Consider the following 15,610-nt stretch of genomic DNA (forward strand, 5'->3'; position numbering starts at 1 on the left):
GCGAAACCCGCTGTTCGCGCAGGCTCGGGCCCATGAAGCGATCCACGACCATGACCACGGCCGCGCTCCTCACCGGCCTCACCCTCTTCGTCACCGCGTGCACGGGCGGCGCCGGCGGCTCCGGCGGAAAGAAGGACGAGAAGAACGACTCCTCGAACTCGAGCGGCACGGGCGGCAGCGGTGGCGGCGCGGACGCCGACAACGCCCTCAAGATGCGCAAGTGCCTGCGCGACAACGGCGTCGACGCCCCCGACCCGAAGCCCGGCGAGGACCCGCGCGGTATGACGCTGGGCGCGGGCGCGGACCAGGAGGTCCTGAAGAAGGCCATGGAGAAGTGCGGGATGAAGGGCCCCGGCTCCGGTGGCGAGATCTCGCAGGCGGAGAAGGACAAGGCCCTGAAGCAGGCCAAGTGCATGCGGGACAACGGCTTCGACATGCCGGACCCGGAGTTCAACGGGAACGCGCGGAGCGGGATATCCCTGCCCGAGGGCGCCGACAAGGACGCCTTCATGGCCCAGCTGAACAAGTGCAGCGAGGACAAGTGAGCAAGGGCAGGAGGTGGCTCCTGGGCTCGCTGGCCGTCGTGCTCGCCGTCACGGGCGGCGGGTACGCGGTCGTCGCCCAGGCCGGGACGGACGGCGGCAGCGGCGGCAGCGGCGGCGGCGGCTCAAAGCAGGACCGCGCGAACGGGCTGCCGGGAGCCACGTCCCCGGTCACGCGCAGCGACCTGAGCGCCGGGTTCAAGGCCGACGGGACGCTCGGCTTCGCGAAGGAGCGCAAGCTCAACGCGGTGGGCGCGGACGCGGCGGGCGGAGCGGGCGGGACGGGCGGAGCCCCCGGCGCCGGCGGGGCGGGGGCGGGCTCCGGGTCCGGCTCCGGCTCCGGGTCCGCGACCCTGACCTGGGTGGCGCCCGCCGGCTCCTCCGTAGAGCGTGACGGCAAGCTCTACGAGGTCAACGGCAAGCCGGTGCGCCTGATGTACGGCGCCACGCCCATGTACCGGTCCCTGAAGTCCGGGGACAAGGGCGAGGACGTCAAACAGCTCAAGCAGAACCTGCAGGCCCTCGGCTTCGGCACCGGCCTGGACGCCACGGACGGCACCTTCACCGCCGGGACGGCGACCGCCGTCAAGCGCTGGCAGAAGTCCCACAAGGTGAAGGAGAGGGGCGAGGTCGGCAAGAGCGACATCGCCTTCGCCTCCGGGCCCCAGCGGATCCAGAAGAACGACATGGCGATCGGCGACGAGGCGGCCGCCGGCAAGCCCGTCATGACCCTGACCGGTACCGAGCGGATGGTCCGCCTGCAGCTCGACGTGACCAAGGCGGGCAAGGTCAAGACCGGCGACCCGGTGACCGTGAGCCTGCCCGGCGGGGGCACCGGCAAGGGCAAGATCAGCTCGATCGGCGCCACCGCCAACGGCGAGGACCCGTCCTCGGGCGGCGGGGGCGGTGGCGGAGGCGGTGACAAGAAGCCGAAGGTCGACGTCGAGATCGCCCTCGACAACCCCGCCGAGGCCACGGGCCCCGACCAGTCCCCGGTCTCGGTGGGCCTGACGGGCGAGGTCCGCAAGGGGGTGCTCTCCGTACCGGTCAACTCGCTCCTCGCCCTCGCCGAAGGCGGCTTCGGAGTCCAGGTCGTCGAGGACGGCAAGGTCCGCGAGGTCAAGGTCGAGCTCGGCATGTTCGGCCAGGGCCGGGTGGAGGTGAAGGGGGACGCCCTCAAGGAGGGCATGCTCGTAGGAGTTCCCGAGTCATGAACAAACACGCCCACGCGGTCGTCGAACTGACCGGAGTCACCAAGGAGTACCCCGGCGGGGTCGCGGCCCTGCGCGGAGTCGACCTCACCGTCCTGAACGGCGAGCTCCTCGCCATCGTAGGACCGTCGGGTTCCGGCAAATCCACGCTCCTGCACATCGTCGGAACCCTCGACCGGCCAACCGCCGGCCGCGTCGCCATCGCCGGGTACGACATCGCGAGCCTCTCCGACCGCTCCCTCTCGGCCCTGCGCTCCCGCCACGTCGGCTTCGTGTTCCAGTCCTTCCACCTCGTCCCCGGCATCAGCGCCCGCGCCAACGTCGCCGAGGGACTCCTCTACTCCGGCCTGTCCCGCGCCGAACGCGGACGGCGGGCGGAACGCGCCCTGGAGCGCGTCGGGCTCGGCGACCGCATGGACCACCGGCCGCACGAACTGTCCGGCGGACAGAAGCAGCGCGTGGCCATCGCCCGCGCGGTGGCGGGCGAACCGGACCTGCTGCTCGCCGACGAGCCGACGGGCGCCCTGGACACGGCGTCCGGCGAGTCGGTGATGGAACTGCTGCACGAGCTCAACCAGGACGGGGCCACCATCGCCGTGATCACCCACGACAACGAGATCGCGGCGAGCCTGCCCCGGCAGGTCCGCATCCGCGACGGCGAGATCGTGGCGGACGTGTGGAACGCGAACGCGAACCCGAGCACGAACACGAACACGACTGCGGGCGCTGACACGGGCGCCGACACGGACACGCTGGGGGTGGGCGCGTAATGGGTTCCGGTACCCGTACGAAGCCCCGGGCGGCCGAGAAGAAGGCGCGCGGTGCCGAGCGGAAGGCCCGCCGCGCCGAGCAGAAGGCCCGCAGGCTGTCTCCGCCGCGCCTCGGCCCCCGGGACGTGTTCCACGTGGGATCGGCGGGGCTGCGCTCGCGGCCCATGCGCGTGTTCCTGTCCGCGCTCGGGATCGCGATCGGCATCGCGACGATGATCGCGGTCGTCGGCATCTCCTCGTCGAGCCAGGCCAAGCTGCTCCAGGAACTCGACAAGCTCGGCACGAACATGATGGTCGCGACACCCGCCCCGTCGATGTTCTCGGGACAGGACACCAAGCTGCCGAAGGACGCCCCCGGCATGATCGCCCGGATCGACGGAGTCGAATCGGTGGGCACGACGGGCGACGTGGCGGAGTCCGTCCGCCGCAGCGAGAACATCCCGAAGGAGGAGACCAGCGGCATCGCGCTCAAGGCGGCGAAGGACGAGCTCCTGAAGACGCTCCGGGCCCGGATGCAGAGCGGGAGCTGGCTCAACGACGCGACGGGCCGCTACCCGTCCGTGGTCCTCGGACACGTCACCGCCGAGCGCCTGGGCATGACGGCGCCGGGCGGGCAGGTCTTCATCGCCGGGCAGTACTTCACCGTCATCGGCATCCTCGACCCGATCCCCCTCGCCCCGGAGATCGAGCGCTCGGCACTCATCGGCTGGGACGCCGCCCAGAGCCTCCTGGGCTTCGACGGCCACCCCACGTCCGTCTACGAGCGCTCCGCCGACGACCGAGTCCAGCAGGTCCGGGGCCTCATGGCCAAGGCGGCCAACCCGGAGAGCCCGAGCACGGTCGCGGTCACGGACCCGTCGGCGGCCCTCCAGGCGAAGGCAGCCACCGAGGGCGCCTTCAGCACCCTCCTCCTCGGCCTGGGCGGCATCGCCCTGCTGGTGGGCGGGGTCGGGGTGGCCAACACCATGATCATCTCGGTGCTGGAACGCCGCCACGAGATCGGCCTGCGCCGCTCCCTGGGCGCCACCAAGGGCCAGATCCGCATCCAGTTCGTCACGGAGTCCCTGCTCCTGTCGGGCCTGGGCGGCCTGGCGGGCATCGTGCCGGGCGGCGCGGCCACGGCCGTGTACGCCCGGGCCGGCGACCTCCCCTGGGTGGTCCCCCTCTGGGCCGTCACGGGCGGCTTCGCCTCAACTCTGGCCATCGGCACGGTGGCAGGCCTCTACCCGGCGGTCCGCGCGGCAAGGCTCTCGCCGACGCTGGCGCTCCAGGCGGGGTAGGGCAGGGCGGGGTAGGGCCGGGCGGGCCGGGCGGGCGGGCGGGCGGGCGGGCGGAGGAGGGGAGGCCGGGCTTCCGGATCTTCATACGGAAAACCCCTTGCCCAATGGTCAAGAAGTGTTGACCATTGGGCACATGCCTACCGATGATCTCCCCGAGACCTTCCACGTCACCACGGACGAACAGCTGCGCGCCGTCTCCAACCTCACGCGCCACCGGATCATGGCCGTGCTCCGCTTCGAGCCCGCGACGATCACGCAGATCGCCGAGCGCGTGGGCCTCGCGAAGGGGAGCTCCAGCTACCACGTACGGCTGCTCGAACGGGCAGGCCTGGTCAAGGTGGTGCGCACGCGGAAGGTCCGGGGAGTCACCGAGCGGTACTACGCGATGGCCGCGCGGTCGATCGAGCTGCCGGATCCGGGCGAGGGCGGGCCGGACCTGCTCATGCGGCACGCGGTGGCGGACCTGGAGGCAGCGCCGGCAGCGGGCGAACGCCACGTACGGATGGCGCATCTGCGCCTCACCGACGAACAGTTCGCGGAGCTGGGGGCGCGCCTGGAGGCGCTGGCGGACGAGTACCGGGAGCTGTCCGATCCCTCCCTGCCGGACGCGTCGCTCGTCTTCGCACTGTTCCACCCGGCCCGGCGCGACCAGACCGCCGAGGGGGACGCCAAGTGACCACCTCGGACATACAGAAGTTCCCCGCCGGCTTCGGACGGCTGTGGACCGCGCAGAGCGTGTCCTCCCTCGGGGACGGCGTGATGCACGCCGCGCTGCCGCTGATCGCGCTCACGCTGACGCGGGATCCGATGGCGCTCGCCGTCGTCACGGCCGCCGGGACCCTGCCGTGGCTGCTCTTCGGGGTGCTCGGCGGCGCCCTGGTGGACCGCTGGGACCGTCGGCGCACCATGTGGGTCGCGGACGCCGGACGCGCGGTGCTGCTCGCGGTACCGGTGGCAGCGGCCGCGCTCGACCTGCTGAGCATTCCGCTGCTCGCGGCCGTCGCCTTCCTGCTCGGCCTCGGCGGGCTCTTCTTCGACACCGCCGCCACGGCCTACCTGCCGGATCTGCTCGGCCGCGATCCCGCGCTCCTGGAGCGCGCCAACTCCCGCCTGCGCGGCACCCAGACCGCCGCCTCCGGCTTCGCGGGGCCGCCCGCGGGCAGCGCCCTGCTCGCGCTCGGACGGGCGGTTCCGCTGCTCGCCGACGCGATGTCGTTCGCCCTGTCCGCACTGCTCGTACGATCGCTGCCCGCCACGCCCCGGCCCGTACGGCCTGAGGCGCGCGAGTCGCTGCTGCGGCAGGCACGGGCCGGAGCCTCGTACGTCTTCAAGGACCGGCTGCTGCTCGGGCTCGCACTGCGCCCGGCGGTCGGAAACGTCACCTTCCTCGCCGTGGAGACCGTACTCGCCCTCTTCGCCCACGACCGTCTCGGCATCGACACCTTCGGCTTCGGCCTGCTCCTCACGGCGGAGGCCACCGGCGGCCTGCTCGGCGCGGGCATCGCCTCCTTCCTCGGCCGACGCCTCGGCACCGGCACCGCACTGACCTGCACGGCCGCAGTCGAGGGACTCGCCATCCTGGGCCTCGCCCTCGCCCCGAACCCGTACGTCGCCGGCCTCGCGCTCGCCGTCTGCGGAGCGGGCATGGGCGCCACGATGGTGCTCGCGCCCTCCCTCCGGCAGGCGATCGTCCCCGCCCACCTGATGGGCCGGGTCGCCTCCACCTCCCGCATGCTCGCCATGTGCGCCGCCCCGCTCGGCGCCTTCCTCGGCGGCTGGCTGGCCACCGCCTACGACATCCGCACCCCGCTCTACGCCGCCGCCGGCCTCCTCCTCGCCATGACCGCCATCACGGCGAACATGACCGGCAACCGCCGGGTCGAGGCGGCATTGCGCGACGCCGCGAAGGCGGCTGCGACAGATCCCCTCGTACGCTGAATCCCGTGCGCGAGGGCAAGGAGTCCATGGTGGCCGAGACGGTGACGACTGAGACGGTGACGACCGAGACGGTGATGGCCGAGCTGGCCGCGCTGGAGGACCCGAAGGCGCGTGCGGTGAACGAGAAGCACGGCGACGACCACGGTGTGAACCTCGGCAAGCTGCGCGCGATCGCCAAGCGGTTGAAGACACAGCACGAACTGGCCGGCCGGCTCTGGGAGACCGGTGACACGGCCGCCAGGCTCCTGGCGCTCCTGATCTGCCGTCCGAAGGCCTTCGGGCGGGACGAGCTGGACGCCATGCTGCGCGAAGCGCGCAGGCCCAAGGTCCACGACTGGCTCGTGAACTACGTGGTGAAGAAGAGCCCGCACGCGGAAGAGCTGCGCCTCGCGTGGTTTGCGGATCCCGATCCCGTGGTCGCGAGCGCCGGGTGGGCGCTGACCACCGATCGGGTGGCGAAGAAGCCCGACGGTCTGGACCTCGCGGCACTGCTCGACGTCATCGAGGCGCAGATGAAGGACGCCCCTGACCGCCTGCAGTGGGCGATGAACCACTGCCTGGCCCAGATCGGCATCGAGCACGCCGAGTACCGCGCCCGCGCACTCGCCATCGGCGAGCGCCTGGAGGTCCTGAAGGACTACCCGACACCCCCTGGCTGCACCTCTCCGTACGCGCCCGCGTGGATCACCGAGCTGGTGCGCCGGAAGGACGCCGCGGCGTCGGCGTGACCGGCGGGCCGTAAAGCGGTGGACAGCCCTCACCCGCTGGGTGAGCATCTCCGCGATGAGCACTGAACTTCTCCCCAAGCGCGTCCGCTTCGTCAAGCTCAACGCGAAGGCCCTACGGACCCTCGCCGACGGCGACCTCGCAGGTGGCAGCGCCGAGGCCGGGGTGGACCTCGACGAATACTTCGTGTCCGACCGCGCCCGCTGGATCTTCGCCTACCGCGCCGACCAGCTCACCCGGGACCCCTCCGCCGCGCCCTGGACCACCCGGGCCGCAGTGTCGGAGCCGGACGGGACCGTCATCGGCGACGCCGGCTTCCACGGCCCGCCGGACGAAGCAGGCGTGGTCGAGGTCGGCTACAGCGTCGTGTCCGCCTACCGCCGCCAGGGCTACGCCCGCGCCCTGCTGACCGCCCTGCTGGCCAGGGCCGCCGAAGAACCCGACGTCAGGACCGTCCGGGCGACGATCCGTTCCGACAACACCGCTTCCCTGGCCACCCTCGCGGGCTTCGGCTTCACTCAAGTCGCCGAACGCGGAAACGAAACCGAGGGCATCAACCTCGTCTTCGAACGCCCGGCGAACCGGTAGCCGTGGTGCCACCTCACCCCACCCCACCCCTAGAACTCCTCACGGGCCAACCGCTCGGCGGCGGCGGCCCGTACCTCTGACATTTCCATCGGGTCGTCGCGGAGCACGGCGATCCGGTGCAGGGCCTGCGGGTGGCGGGGTGCCGAGCCGATGGCCAGGAGCCGTGCCCGCTCCTCGCAGTCCCAGAGCGACTCGGTGTACGCGTCGTCCACACCGGAGGGGTCGATCGCGCCGAGCGCCTTCAGGTAGTCGGCGCGCTCGTACGAGTGCGGGGTGTGCCGCCAGTAGCGCCAGAGGACGGGCACGGCGTCGGCGGCTTCTGGCCCGAAGCGGGCCAGTCTCTCCGCCGTGGTGTCGGGACCGCACCCCACGGCTCGAGGGTTCGCCACCACCGCCGCCACGGAGGGCGGCCGGGCCTTCACCCAGAAACGTTCTCCCGCCTGGGACGGGCCTCCGGCGTCCCGGCGGCCCTGATCCGCGGGGCCGGCCCACCCCCACCACCCCCCTTCAAACCTCTCCCGCCCCGCGCACCCCCCGTCGTACGCTGGTCTGATGCGAACTCCACGGCAGGCCGCAAGAATCGTCGTCCTCAACCCAGCCGGATCCGTGTTCCTGTTCCGCGAGAACAACGTGGAAGTCGGCATCCACTGGCTGCCGCCCGGCGGTGGCATCGACCCCGGCGAGACGCCCGAGGAGTGCGTGCGGCGGGAGTTGCGCGAGGAGACGGGCTGGACGGACCTGGAGCCGGAACGGCTGCTCTGCACCTGGGAGCACGACTTCACCCACCAGGGCATCCCCGTACGCCAGCACGAGCACATCTACGTGACCACCGGACCGCACCGCGATCCGGTACCGGAGTACCCCGAGGCCCACTGGCGCTGGCTGTCTCCGCGGAACCTCGCCACCCTCGGCGAACCGCTGTGGCCCCCGCGCCTCGCCGAACTGCTCGACGAAGTCCCCGCCGAGCCGGTGCACTTGGGGCTACTCGCCTGACCGCCCGCCCGTGGCCGTCGCCCGCGCGTACAGCTGCGCCGCGTAGTCGGTCAGGATCGTGCTCGTCGAGACGTCGTCCGTGTCCCCGCCGGTCAGGACGCCGATGATCTTTCCGTCGCCGGCGATCCACGCGCTGCCGCTCGTGCCGCCGGGGAAGTCCGCGCAGTCGAAGCGCTGCTCCGTGGCGCTCAGCCGCACCGCGCGGGACAGACAGGTGCGAGGGACCTTGCGGTCCGACGGGTAGCCCGTCACCGTGACCTGCTCGTCCGTGCGGCCCGTGGTGTCCAGGACGGCGGCGCCGGTGACGTCCTCGACGTTGCGGCCCGAGGCGTCGGGGGCGAGACGGACGAAGGCGAGGTCGTAGTCGTCGTTCGTACCGTTCGCCCAGCGCGGGTCCTCGAAGACCTCCGCGATCTTCCAGGTGCCGTACGGGGCCCGCCCGTCCGTGTAAGCGGGTGCGAAGGAGGCTCCGGCCCCGCCGACCCGGCCGGCGAGCAGGCAGTGGCCGGCGGTGACGATCAGGTTCCGCCCGGGGCTGTGCACGACGGTCGCCGTACAGAAGTGCTTGCCGGTCACATCGCCCTCGAACAGCGCCCCGGTGAAGCTCGCGGGCCCGCCCGGCGCGGGGGACGACACCGCCGGTCCGGGGGTCGGCGCACCGGACGGAACACCGGACGGCCGAGCCGGTTCCGGTGACTGCGACGACGACTGCGACGGCGACGGGCGGGTCGTGGAGGAGGTCGCCGGAGGGGCCGCGTTCGCGCGCGCGACCGCCTTGCCGTCATCGGCCGGGACCACCTTCGTCATGGCCGCGGACGCGCCCAGCGCCGCCACCGCGCACAACACCGCGGTCACCACGGCCCGCTTGTCCATCACAGACAACCCTCCCCACTCACTCCGGGGAAGCATGCCCTGCCCGCGGCAACCCCGGCAACGGGGCCCCCGCCCCGGCTGTTGACACCACCCCGGACACCCCTCACACTCCTCTGTATCCAACAGATACAGTTTACGGAGGACGCAGAATGACCGCCACCCTTGCCGCCGTCACCGCCGCCACCGCACTCGCCGCCCCCGCGGCCGCCCTCCTCACCCACCGCGCCCTGCGCCGCGCGCAGGCCGCCAAGGCCCTGCGGATCGGGTCCGAGCACGGCATCGACGAGCAGGGCTTCGTCCGCATCGGCGGCATCGACCAGTGGATCTCGGTCCGCGGCGAGGACCGGGCCCATCCGGTCCTCGTCGAGATCCACGGCGGTCCCGGCGCCGCCAACTCCATCTACACCGCGCGCACCCGCAGTTGGGAGCGCCACTTCACGATCGTCCGCTGGGACATGCGCGGCGCCGGCAAGACCTTCGGCCGCGGCGGCCCGCAGGGCCAGGGCGAGGCCACCTTCGAGCAGCTCTACGAGGACGCCCTGGAGGTCACCCGGTACGCCCGGGACCTACTGGGAGCCGAACGGGTGGTGCTCCTGGCCAACTCCTACGGCAGCGTCTTCGGGCTGCGGCTGGCCCGCAACCACCCCGAGCTCTACTCCGCGTACGTGGGCACCGACCAGAACATCCACACCGGCGGCCGGGACACCTCCGCCCACGACGCCCTACGGGAGCGGCTGCGCGCCGCCGGGAAGGCGAAACGGCTCGCGCAGGTCGAGGCGATCGGGGCCGACCCGCGCGCGTGGACTCCGCAGCAGCAGGCGGAGTACGCCAAGATCAGCGCGCAGAGCGATCCGCTGACGCTGACCACGCTCAAGAAGGTGGTTCTGGGTTCGATGTGGCTGTCGCCGCTGCACTCGCTGCGCGACCTGCGGGACTTCCTCCGAGGGCAGTCCTTCTCGGAGCGGATCACCGAGGGGACGGCGGGGCTCGACGACCGGGCCGACGGCACGCGCTTCGAGATCCCGTTCTTCGTCTTCCAGGGCGAGCACGACGTACTCACCCCGACGGCCGCGGCCAAGGCCTTCTTCGGCGAGGTCGAGGCTCCGGTGAAGCGGTTCGCCCTCATCGAGGGCTGCAGTCACTTCGCTGCGTATCGCCGCCCGGACCGCTTCCTGGAGCTTCTCCTCACCCACGTCCGCCCGGCGGTCACCGCCGAACGCCCCTGCGACGCATGAAGGAGCCGGCCGCGCTCCCTCAGTCGGCCGTGCCGGGCGGGACGACCCACCGCATCGGCTGGCCGGTGACCTTGGCGATCATGTCGTAGTCGCCGTCGTAGTGCAGGACGGTGGCTCCGTGCCGTTCGGCGGTCGCCGCGATGATCAGGCCGGGGAGTGAGAGTGCCTTCCAGTTGCCCGCCTCGATGAGCAGCCTCTGCACTTCCAAGGCCCGGTCCCACATCTCGTCGGGAGTGGGGAGCCAGTCGAAGGCGCCCATGCCCTTGCGGACCCGCTCCGCATCGGCCTTCGAGCGGGCGCTGTACATCACCTCCAGCTCCACGGCGCCGCACACGGCAAGGACTCCCGCCACATGGAGCGGAAAGACGACCTTGTGCACGGCCGGCTTGGGGTAGCGCGCCAGAGCAGACTTGTCGATCAGGAAGCGCTCGGTCATGCCGCCCTGTCCTGAACGTGCTCCGCCTCCGCGAAATCCTCCGTGTCCGGCTCGACCGGGCCCGTCAGGTCGGGCAGCCCGCCCTCGGCGATCCAGTTCAGGAAATCTTCCCGCTTGCGCCGGTTGACCACGTCCTGAAGGGCCGCGTTCACCGTCGCCACCTTCGTCTTCGTACCGAAGAGCTCGGCGGCCTCCGCCAGCAGGGCGTCATCCACGTCGATCACGGTTCTGGTCATCGTGAACCTCCTCAGCGAGGGGCCGATCGACCCCTGTCCACTTAAACGATATCAAGATCGACGTCAAGAGATATCGTTCCTGCAGACAAGCAGCCCCGGCCGGAGCGATCCCGGCCGGGGCTGTCCACTGGCGCGCTCGCGCTCGCGCCGCGCCGCTACGCCCCCGGCCAGAGCCCTTCCGGCGTCAGGCCGAGGAGGTCGATCGCGTTGCCGCGGACGATGCGGTCCACCACGTCCGGGGCCAGGTGACCCATCTGGGACTCGCCGACCTCGCGGGATTTGGGCCACGTGGAGTCGGAGTGGGGGTAGTCCGTCTCGTAGAGGACGTTGGCGACGCCGATGGAGTCGAGGTTCTTCAGGCCGAAGGCGTCGTCGAAGAAGCAGCCGAAGACGTGCTCCGCGAAGAGCTCCGACGGCGGGCGCAGCACCTTGTCGGCGACGCCGCCCCAGCCGCGGTTCTCCTCCCAGACCACGTTCGCGCGCTCCAGGATGTACGGGATCCAGCCGATCTGGCCCTCCGCGTACATGATCTTGAGGTTCGGGAAGCGCTCGAACTTGCCGCTCATCAGCCAGTCCACCATCGAGAAGCAGCAGTTGGCGAAGGTGATGGTGGAGCCGACGGCCGGCGGGGCGTCCGCCGAGGTGGAGGGCATGCGCGAGGAGGAGCCGATGTGCATGGCGATGACCGTGCCGGTCTCGTTGCACGCCTCCAGGAAGGGGTCCCAGTCGTCCGTGTGGATGGACGGGAGCCCGAGATGGGGCGGGATCTCGGAGAAGGCGACCGCGCGGACCCCGCGGGCCGCGTTGCGGCGGACCTCGGCGGCGGCGAGGCGGGCATCCCAGAGCGGGACCAGGGTGAGCGGGATGAGGCGGCCGTGCGCTTCTGGGCCGCACCACTCCTCCACCATCCAGTCGTTGTACGCGCGCACGCCGAGCAGGCCGAGCTCGCGGTCCTTGGCCTCGGTGAAGGTCTGGCCGCAGAAGCGCGGGAAGGTCGGGAAGCAGAGGGCGGACTGGACGTGGTTGACGTCCATGTCGGCGAGCCGGTCGGGAACCGAGAAGGAGCCCGGGCGCATCTGCTCGTACGTGATGACTTCGAGCTTGATCTCGTCGCGGTCGTAGCCGACGGCCGTGTCGAGGCGGGTGAGGGGTCGGTGCAGGTCCTCGTACACCCACCAGTCGCCTATCGGGCCGTCGTCGCCCTTGGCCCCCATCACGGGGGCGAACTTGCCTCCGAGGAAGGTCATTTCCTTCAGGGGGGCGCGGACGACGCGGGGGCCGACGTCGTGGTACTTGGACGGGAGCCGGTCCCGCCAGACGTTGGGGGGCTCAACCGTGTGGTCGTCCACCGAGATGATCTTCGGGAAGGTCTCCATGTCCTCACGTTAGCGCCAATCTGACGAACCGTCAGCTAGTTCGGCGGGGCAGGATCGCGGATCCACACCCCGCCGGGGCCCGGATCCGTAAGGACTGGGTCCGTTACGGACTGACGTGTACGCGCAACACAGGGCAGACTGGCCCTTACACCTATGGAAGGCAGGGGGGAGACCAGATGGACGGCACACCGGCCATCCCGCACCAGCGGAACCACCCCGACTCCGGTGACACCGCCATCGGTTCCGCCGCGGGACCCGGAGTCGAAGCAGCGCCCGCCGCGGAACCCGGGACCGAAGCCACCACCGCCGGTACCCCGCCGCAACCCCCCGTCTCCGCCGCTGCCGCCGCCGGCGGCAACCGGTTCGCCGTGCTCGGGCCCATCCGGGCCTGGCGCGGCGGCGAGGCGCTGAGCTCCGGGACCCCGCAGCAGCGGGCGCTGCTCGCCGTGCTCCTGCTCCGCGAGGGCCGCACCGCGACCGCACCCGAGCTCATCGACGCCATCTGGGGCGAGGACCCGCCGCAGCAGGCCCTCGCGACCATCCGTACGTACGCCTCCCGCCTGCGCAAGATCCTCGAACCCGGGCTCCTCGTCAGCGAGTCCGGCGGCTACGCGATCCGCCTGCCCCACCCCGAGTCCCTCGACCTGGGCATCGCCCGGGCCCTCGCCGCCGACGCCGAGGCCGCGCGCGCCGGGAAGCCGCAGGGCGACAGCGATCGCGACCGCACCGGCCGCGGCACCGGCACCGGCACCGGCACCGGCGCCAACACCGGCAAGGCCGCCCCCGCCGGCAAGGGCGACCGCGCCCTCGCCCGTACGCTGCTGGCCCGCGCCCTGGACGTATGGGACGGCGAACCGCTGGCCGGCGTACCCGGGCCGCACGCCGACACCGAGCGCACCCGGCTCGCCGAGTGGCGCCTCCAGCTGCTGGAGACCCGCCTCGACCTGGACCTGGAGCTCGGCCACCACGCCGAGGCCGTCTCCGAACTCACCGCGCTCACCGCCGCCCACCCGCTGCGGGAGCGGCTGCGCGAGCTGCTGATGCTCGCCCTGTACCGCAGCGGCCGCCAGGCCGAGGCCCTCGCCGTGTACGCCGACACCCGCCGGCTCCTCGCCGACGAACTCGGCGTCGACCCGCGCCCCGAACTCGCCGAGCTCCAACAGCGCATCCTGCGGGCCGACTCCGAACTGGCCCGCGCCGAAGACCCGGCCCCGGCCGCCGCGCCCGTACACGTGAGGCCCGCCCAATTGCCCGCCACCGTCTCCGACTTCACCGGCCGGGCCAGCTTCGTCCGGGACCTCGGCGAGATCCTCACGGGCGCCGAGGGCCAGGTGATGGCGGTCTCCGCCCTCGCCGGCATCGGCGGCGTCGGCAAGACCACCCTCGCCGTGCACGTCGCGCACGCCGCCCGCCCGCACTTCCCCGACGGGCAGCTCTACGTCGACCTCCAGGGCACCGAGGCCCGCCCCGCCGAGCCCGAAGCCGTCCTCGGCTCCTTCCTGCGCGCGCTGGGCACCCCCGACTCCTCCATCCCCGACTCCCCCGCCGAACGGGCCGCGCTCTACCGCTCCACCCTCGACGGCCGCCGCGTCCTGGTCCTCCTCGACAACGCCCGCGACGCCGCCCAGGTCCGCCCGCTGCTGCCGGGCACCGCGGGCTGCGCCGCCCTGGTCACCAGCCGGGTCCGGATGGCCGGCCTGGCCGGCGCGCACCTCGTCGACCTCGACGTGATGAGCCCCGACGAGGCGCTCCAGCTGTTCACCCGGATCGTGGGGGCCGAGCGCGTCGGCGCCGAGCGCCAGGCCGCCCTCGACGTGGTCGGCGCCTGCGGGTTCCTGCCGCTGGCCATCCGCATCGCCGCCTCCCGGCTCGCCGCCCGCCGCACCTGGACCGTCTCCGTGCTCGCCGCGAAGCTCGCCGACGAGCGCCGCCGCCTGGACGAGCTCCAGGCCGGCGACCTCGCCGTCAAGGCCACCTTCGAGCTGGGCTACGGGCAGTTGGAGCCCGCGCAGCAGCGGGCGTTCCGCCTGCTGGGGCTGCCCGACGGGCCGGACATCTCCCTCACGGCGGCAGCGGCCGTACTCGACCTGCCGGAGCACGACACCGAGGACCTGCTCGAAGCCTTAGTGGACTGCTCCCTCCTGGAATCGGCCGCGCCCGGCCGCTACCGCTTCCACGACCTCGTACGCCTCTACGCGCGTGCCTGCGCCGAGCGCGACGAGCAGCCGCCGAGCGCGCGCGACGCCGCCCTCGACCGGGTGCTGGACTTCTACCTGGCCACGGCCGCCGGGGTGTACGGCCTGGAGCGCCCCGGCGACCGGCTCGTGGCCCACCTGTCGGCCACCCGCTACCCCGGCCTGGTCTTCACCGAGCCGCATTCCGCACAGGACTGGCTGTACGCCGAGGCCGACCCGCTGCTGGCGTGCGTACGGCAGGCCTCCGTACGCACGACCGGGCGCGAGGACCTGCTGCGCCGGGCCGTGGACCTGCTGTGGGCGGCCAAGGACCTCGCCGAGTCGGGCGCCAACTCCAAGCAGTACGAGTCGGCGGCGACCGCGCTGCGCGACGCGGCGGAGGCGGCGAAGGACCCGTACGCCGAGGGGCGCGCCCGCACCACCCTCACCAACACCCACCTGGTCGCGGGCCGGTTCGCCGAGGCCGATGCCGAGGCCAGCCGGGCCATGGTGCTCGCCCGCACCGCCGGGGACCTGCTGCCCAGCTGCTGGGCGCCCAACGACCGGGGCATCATCGCCATCTACGAGGGCCGCTACGACGACGGCGAGCAGTACCTGCTGGAGGCCATCGCGAACTTCCGAGCCGACGCCAACCACGTCGGCGAAGCCAGCGCCCTGTGCAACCTCTCCCGCATCCACGTGGAGCAGGGCCGGCTCGCCAGCGCCATAGATCTCGCACAGCAGGGCATCGCCATCTACGACCGGATGGGCCTCACCCTGCGCCTGGCCAACGGCCGCTACGCGCTGGGCATCGCCCTGACCAAGGCCGAGCGGCTCTCCGAGGCGCAGTCCCAGCTGAGCGACGCGCTCACCCTGTTCCACGAGAACCGGCAGCCCTTGTGGGAGGGCGTGACCCACTTCCGGCTCGCCATGGTCCACATGGCGGCGCGCCGGCCCACGCTGGCCGCCTCGCACGCCGAACAGGCGATCGCCCTGCGGGGGATCGGCGGCGAGTGGAACCGCGCCAGGGTGCTGACCGTGCTCGGCAGGGCGCTGCGCCAGTTGGGGCAGCGGGACCGGGCGCGGGTGTGCTGGCGGGACGCCGAGGTGGTGTTCAAGCAGCTGGGGTCGCCGGAACTGGCCGAGGTCCGGGCGCTGTTGGCGGCGGAGATCGCCGCCTGAGGCGCAGCCCCGCGGCGCTGGGCGAGACGCTGAACGAGGCGTTCATCGTT

The 15,610-nt window shown here is 72.2% G+C and carries 16 protein-coding genes; 11 read left to right on the forward strand and 5 right to left on the reverse strand.

From position 1 onward, the window contains the following. Positions 1–32 precede the first annotated feature (32 nt). From ACFWBW_RS25250 to ACFWBW_RS25285, 8 genes are all read left to right on the forward strand, one after another. On the forward strand, positions 33–545 hold the full coding sequence (locus ACFWBW_RS25250; RefSeq protein ID WP_385376408.1) for a hypothetical protein: 513 nt from the start codon (positions 33–35) through the stop codon (positions 543–545). After that, on the forward strand, positions 542–1,756 hold the full coding sequence (locus ACFWBW_RS25255) for a peptidoglycan-binding protein (RefSeq protein ID WP_385376410.1): 1,215 nt from the start codon (positions 542–544) through the stop codon (positions 1,754–1,756). Before ACFWBW_RS25250 ends, ACFWBW_RS25255 begins: the two co-directional genes overlap by 4 nt. Further along, positions 1,753–2,523, forward strand: coding sequence for an ABC transporter ATP-binding protein (locus tag ACFWBW_RS25260; protein ID WP_385376413.1), 771 nt, complete (start codon positions 1,753–1,755; stop codon positions 2,521–2,523). Before ACFWBW_RS25255 ends, ACFWBW_RS25260 begins: the two co-directional genes overlap by 4 nt. Continuing rightward, a complete protein-coding gene (locus tag ACFWBW_RS25265; protein ID WP_385376416.1) occupies positions 2,523–3,803 on the forward strand; it encodes an ABC transporter permease in 1,281 nt (426 codons plus the stop codon). Before ACFWBW_RS25260 ends, ACFWBW_RS25265 begins: the two co-directional genes overlap by 1 nt. Positions 3,804–3,936: 133 nt before the next feature. Next, the gene (locus ACFWBW_RS25270; RefSeq protein ID WP_385376419.1) at positions 3,937–4,479 is read left to right on the forward strand and encodes an ArsR/SmtB family transcription factor; all 543 of its coding nucleotides are present in this window, start codon (positions 3,937–3,939) and stop codon (positions 4,477–4,479) included. Then, entirely contained in the window at positions 4,476–5,741 is a 1,266-nt protein-coding gene (locus ACFWBW_RS25275; RefSeq protein ID WP_385376422.1) for an MFS transporter, read from the forward strand. Before ACFWBW_RS25270 ends, ACFWBW_RS25275 begins: the two co-directional genes overlap by 4 nt. A gap of 26 nt (positions 5,742–5,767) precedes the next feature. Further along, positions 5,768–6,469: a DNA alkylation repair protein gene (locus ACFWBW_RS25280; RefSeq protein ID WP_385376535.1), complete on the forward strand. Its 702-nt coding sequence runs from the start codon at positions 5,768–5,770 to the stop codon at positions 6,467–6,469. 55 nt (positions 6,470–6,524) lie between these two features. Further along, on the forward strand, positions 6,525–7,055 hold the full coding sequence (locus tag ACFWBW_RS25285) for a GNAT family N-acetyltransferase (RefSeq protein WP_385376425.1): 531 nt from the start codon (positions 6,525–6,527) through the stop codon (positions 7,053–7,055). A 29-nt stretch (positions 7,056–7,084) separates the two neighbouring features. Here the strand turns inward: ACFWBW_RS25285 and ACFWBW_RS25290 are convergent, their stop codons facing one another. Then, positions 7,085–7,426, reverse strand: coding sequence for a hypothetical protein (locus ACFWBW_RS25290; RefSeq protein WP_385376429.1), 342 nt, complete (start codon positions 7,424–7,426; stop codon positions 7,085–7,087). A gap of 181 nt (positions 7,427–7,607) precedes the next feature. Here ACFWBW_RS25290 and ACFWBW_RS25295 point away from each other — a divergent pair, with 181 nt between their 5' ends. After that, positions 7,608–8,048 (forward strand): NUDIX hydrolase, encoded by a 441-nt coding sequence (locus tag ACFWBW_RS25295; protein WP_385376432.1) that lies wholly within the window; start codon positions 7,608–7,610, stop codon positions 8,046–8,048. On the opposite strand, the gene ACFWBW_RS25300 is transcribed toward ACFWBW_RS25295, so the two are convergent. After that, positions 8,037–8,921, reverse strand: a complete 885-nt coding sequence (locus ACFWBW_RS25300) for a trypsin-like serine peptidase (protein ID WP_385376435.1) — start codon at positions 8,919–8,921, stop codon at positions 8,037–8,039. The two genes, ACFWBW_RS25295 and ACFWBW_RS25300, sit on opposite strands and share 12 nt — an antisense overlap. 149 nt (positions 8,922–9,070) lie before the next feature. Between ACFWBW_RS25300 and ACFWBW_RS25305 the strand changes: the two genes are divergently transcribed. Continuing rightward, positions 9,071–10,156 carry an alpha/beta fold hydrolase gene (locus tag ACFWBW_RS25305; protein ID WP_385376438.1) on the forward strand — a complete coding sequence of 362 codons (1,086 nt, stop codon included), beginning with the start codon at positions 9,071–9,073 and terminating at the stop codon, positions 10,154–10,156. A 19-nt stretch (positions 10,157–10,175) separates the two neighbouring features. On the opposite strand, the gene ACFWBW_RS25310 is transcribed toward ACFWBW_RS25305, so the two are convergent. The 3 genes from ACFWBW_RS25310 to ACFWBW_RS25320 all read right to left on the reverse strand — a co-directional run bounded on the left by ACFWBW_RS25310 (position 10,176) and on the right by ACFWBW_RS25320 (position 12,204). Beyond that, positions 10,176–10,592: a PIN domain nuclease gene (locus tag ACFWBW_RS25310; RefSeq protein ID WP_385376440.1), complete on the reverse strand. Its 417-nt coding sequence runs from the start codon at positions 10,590–10,592 to the stop codon at positions 10,176–10,178. Next, the gene (locus tag ACFWBW_RS25315; RefSeq protein ID WP_385376443.1) at positions 10,589–10,828 is read right to left on the reverse strand and encodes a type II toxin-antitoxin system VapB family antitoxin; all 240 of its coding nucleotides are present in this window, start codon (positions 10,826–10,828) and stop codon (positions 10,589–10,591) included. Before ACFWBW_RS25315 ends, ACFWBW_RS25310 begins: the two co-directional genes overlap by 4 nt. 155 nt (positions 10,829–10,983) lie before the next feature. Continuing rightward, positions 10,984–12,204 (reverse strand): amidohydrolase family protein, encoded by a 1,221-nt coding sequence (locus ACFWBW_RS25320; protein ID WP_385376446.1) that lies wholly within the window; start codon positions 12,202–12,204, stop codon positions 10,984–10,986. A gap of 176 nt (positions 12,205–12,380) precedes the next feature. Between ACFWBW_RS25320 and ACFWBW_RS25325 the strand changes: the two genes are divergently transcribed. Next, on the forward strand, positions 12,381–15,560 hold the full coding sequence (locus ACFWBW_RS25325) for a BTAD domain-containing putative transcriptional regulator (RefSeq protein WP_385376447.1): 3,180 nt from the start codon (positions 12,381–12,383) through the stop codon (positions 15,558–15,560). Positions 15,561–15,610: the final 50 nt, after the last annotated feature.

This window comes from Streptomyces sp. NPDC059957 (assembly GCF_042730015.1).
Classification (GTDB): domain Bacteria; phylum Actinomycetota; class Actinomycetes; order Streptomycetales; family Streptomycetaceae; genus Streptomyces.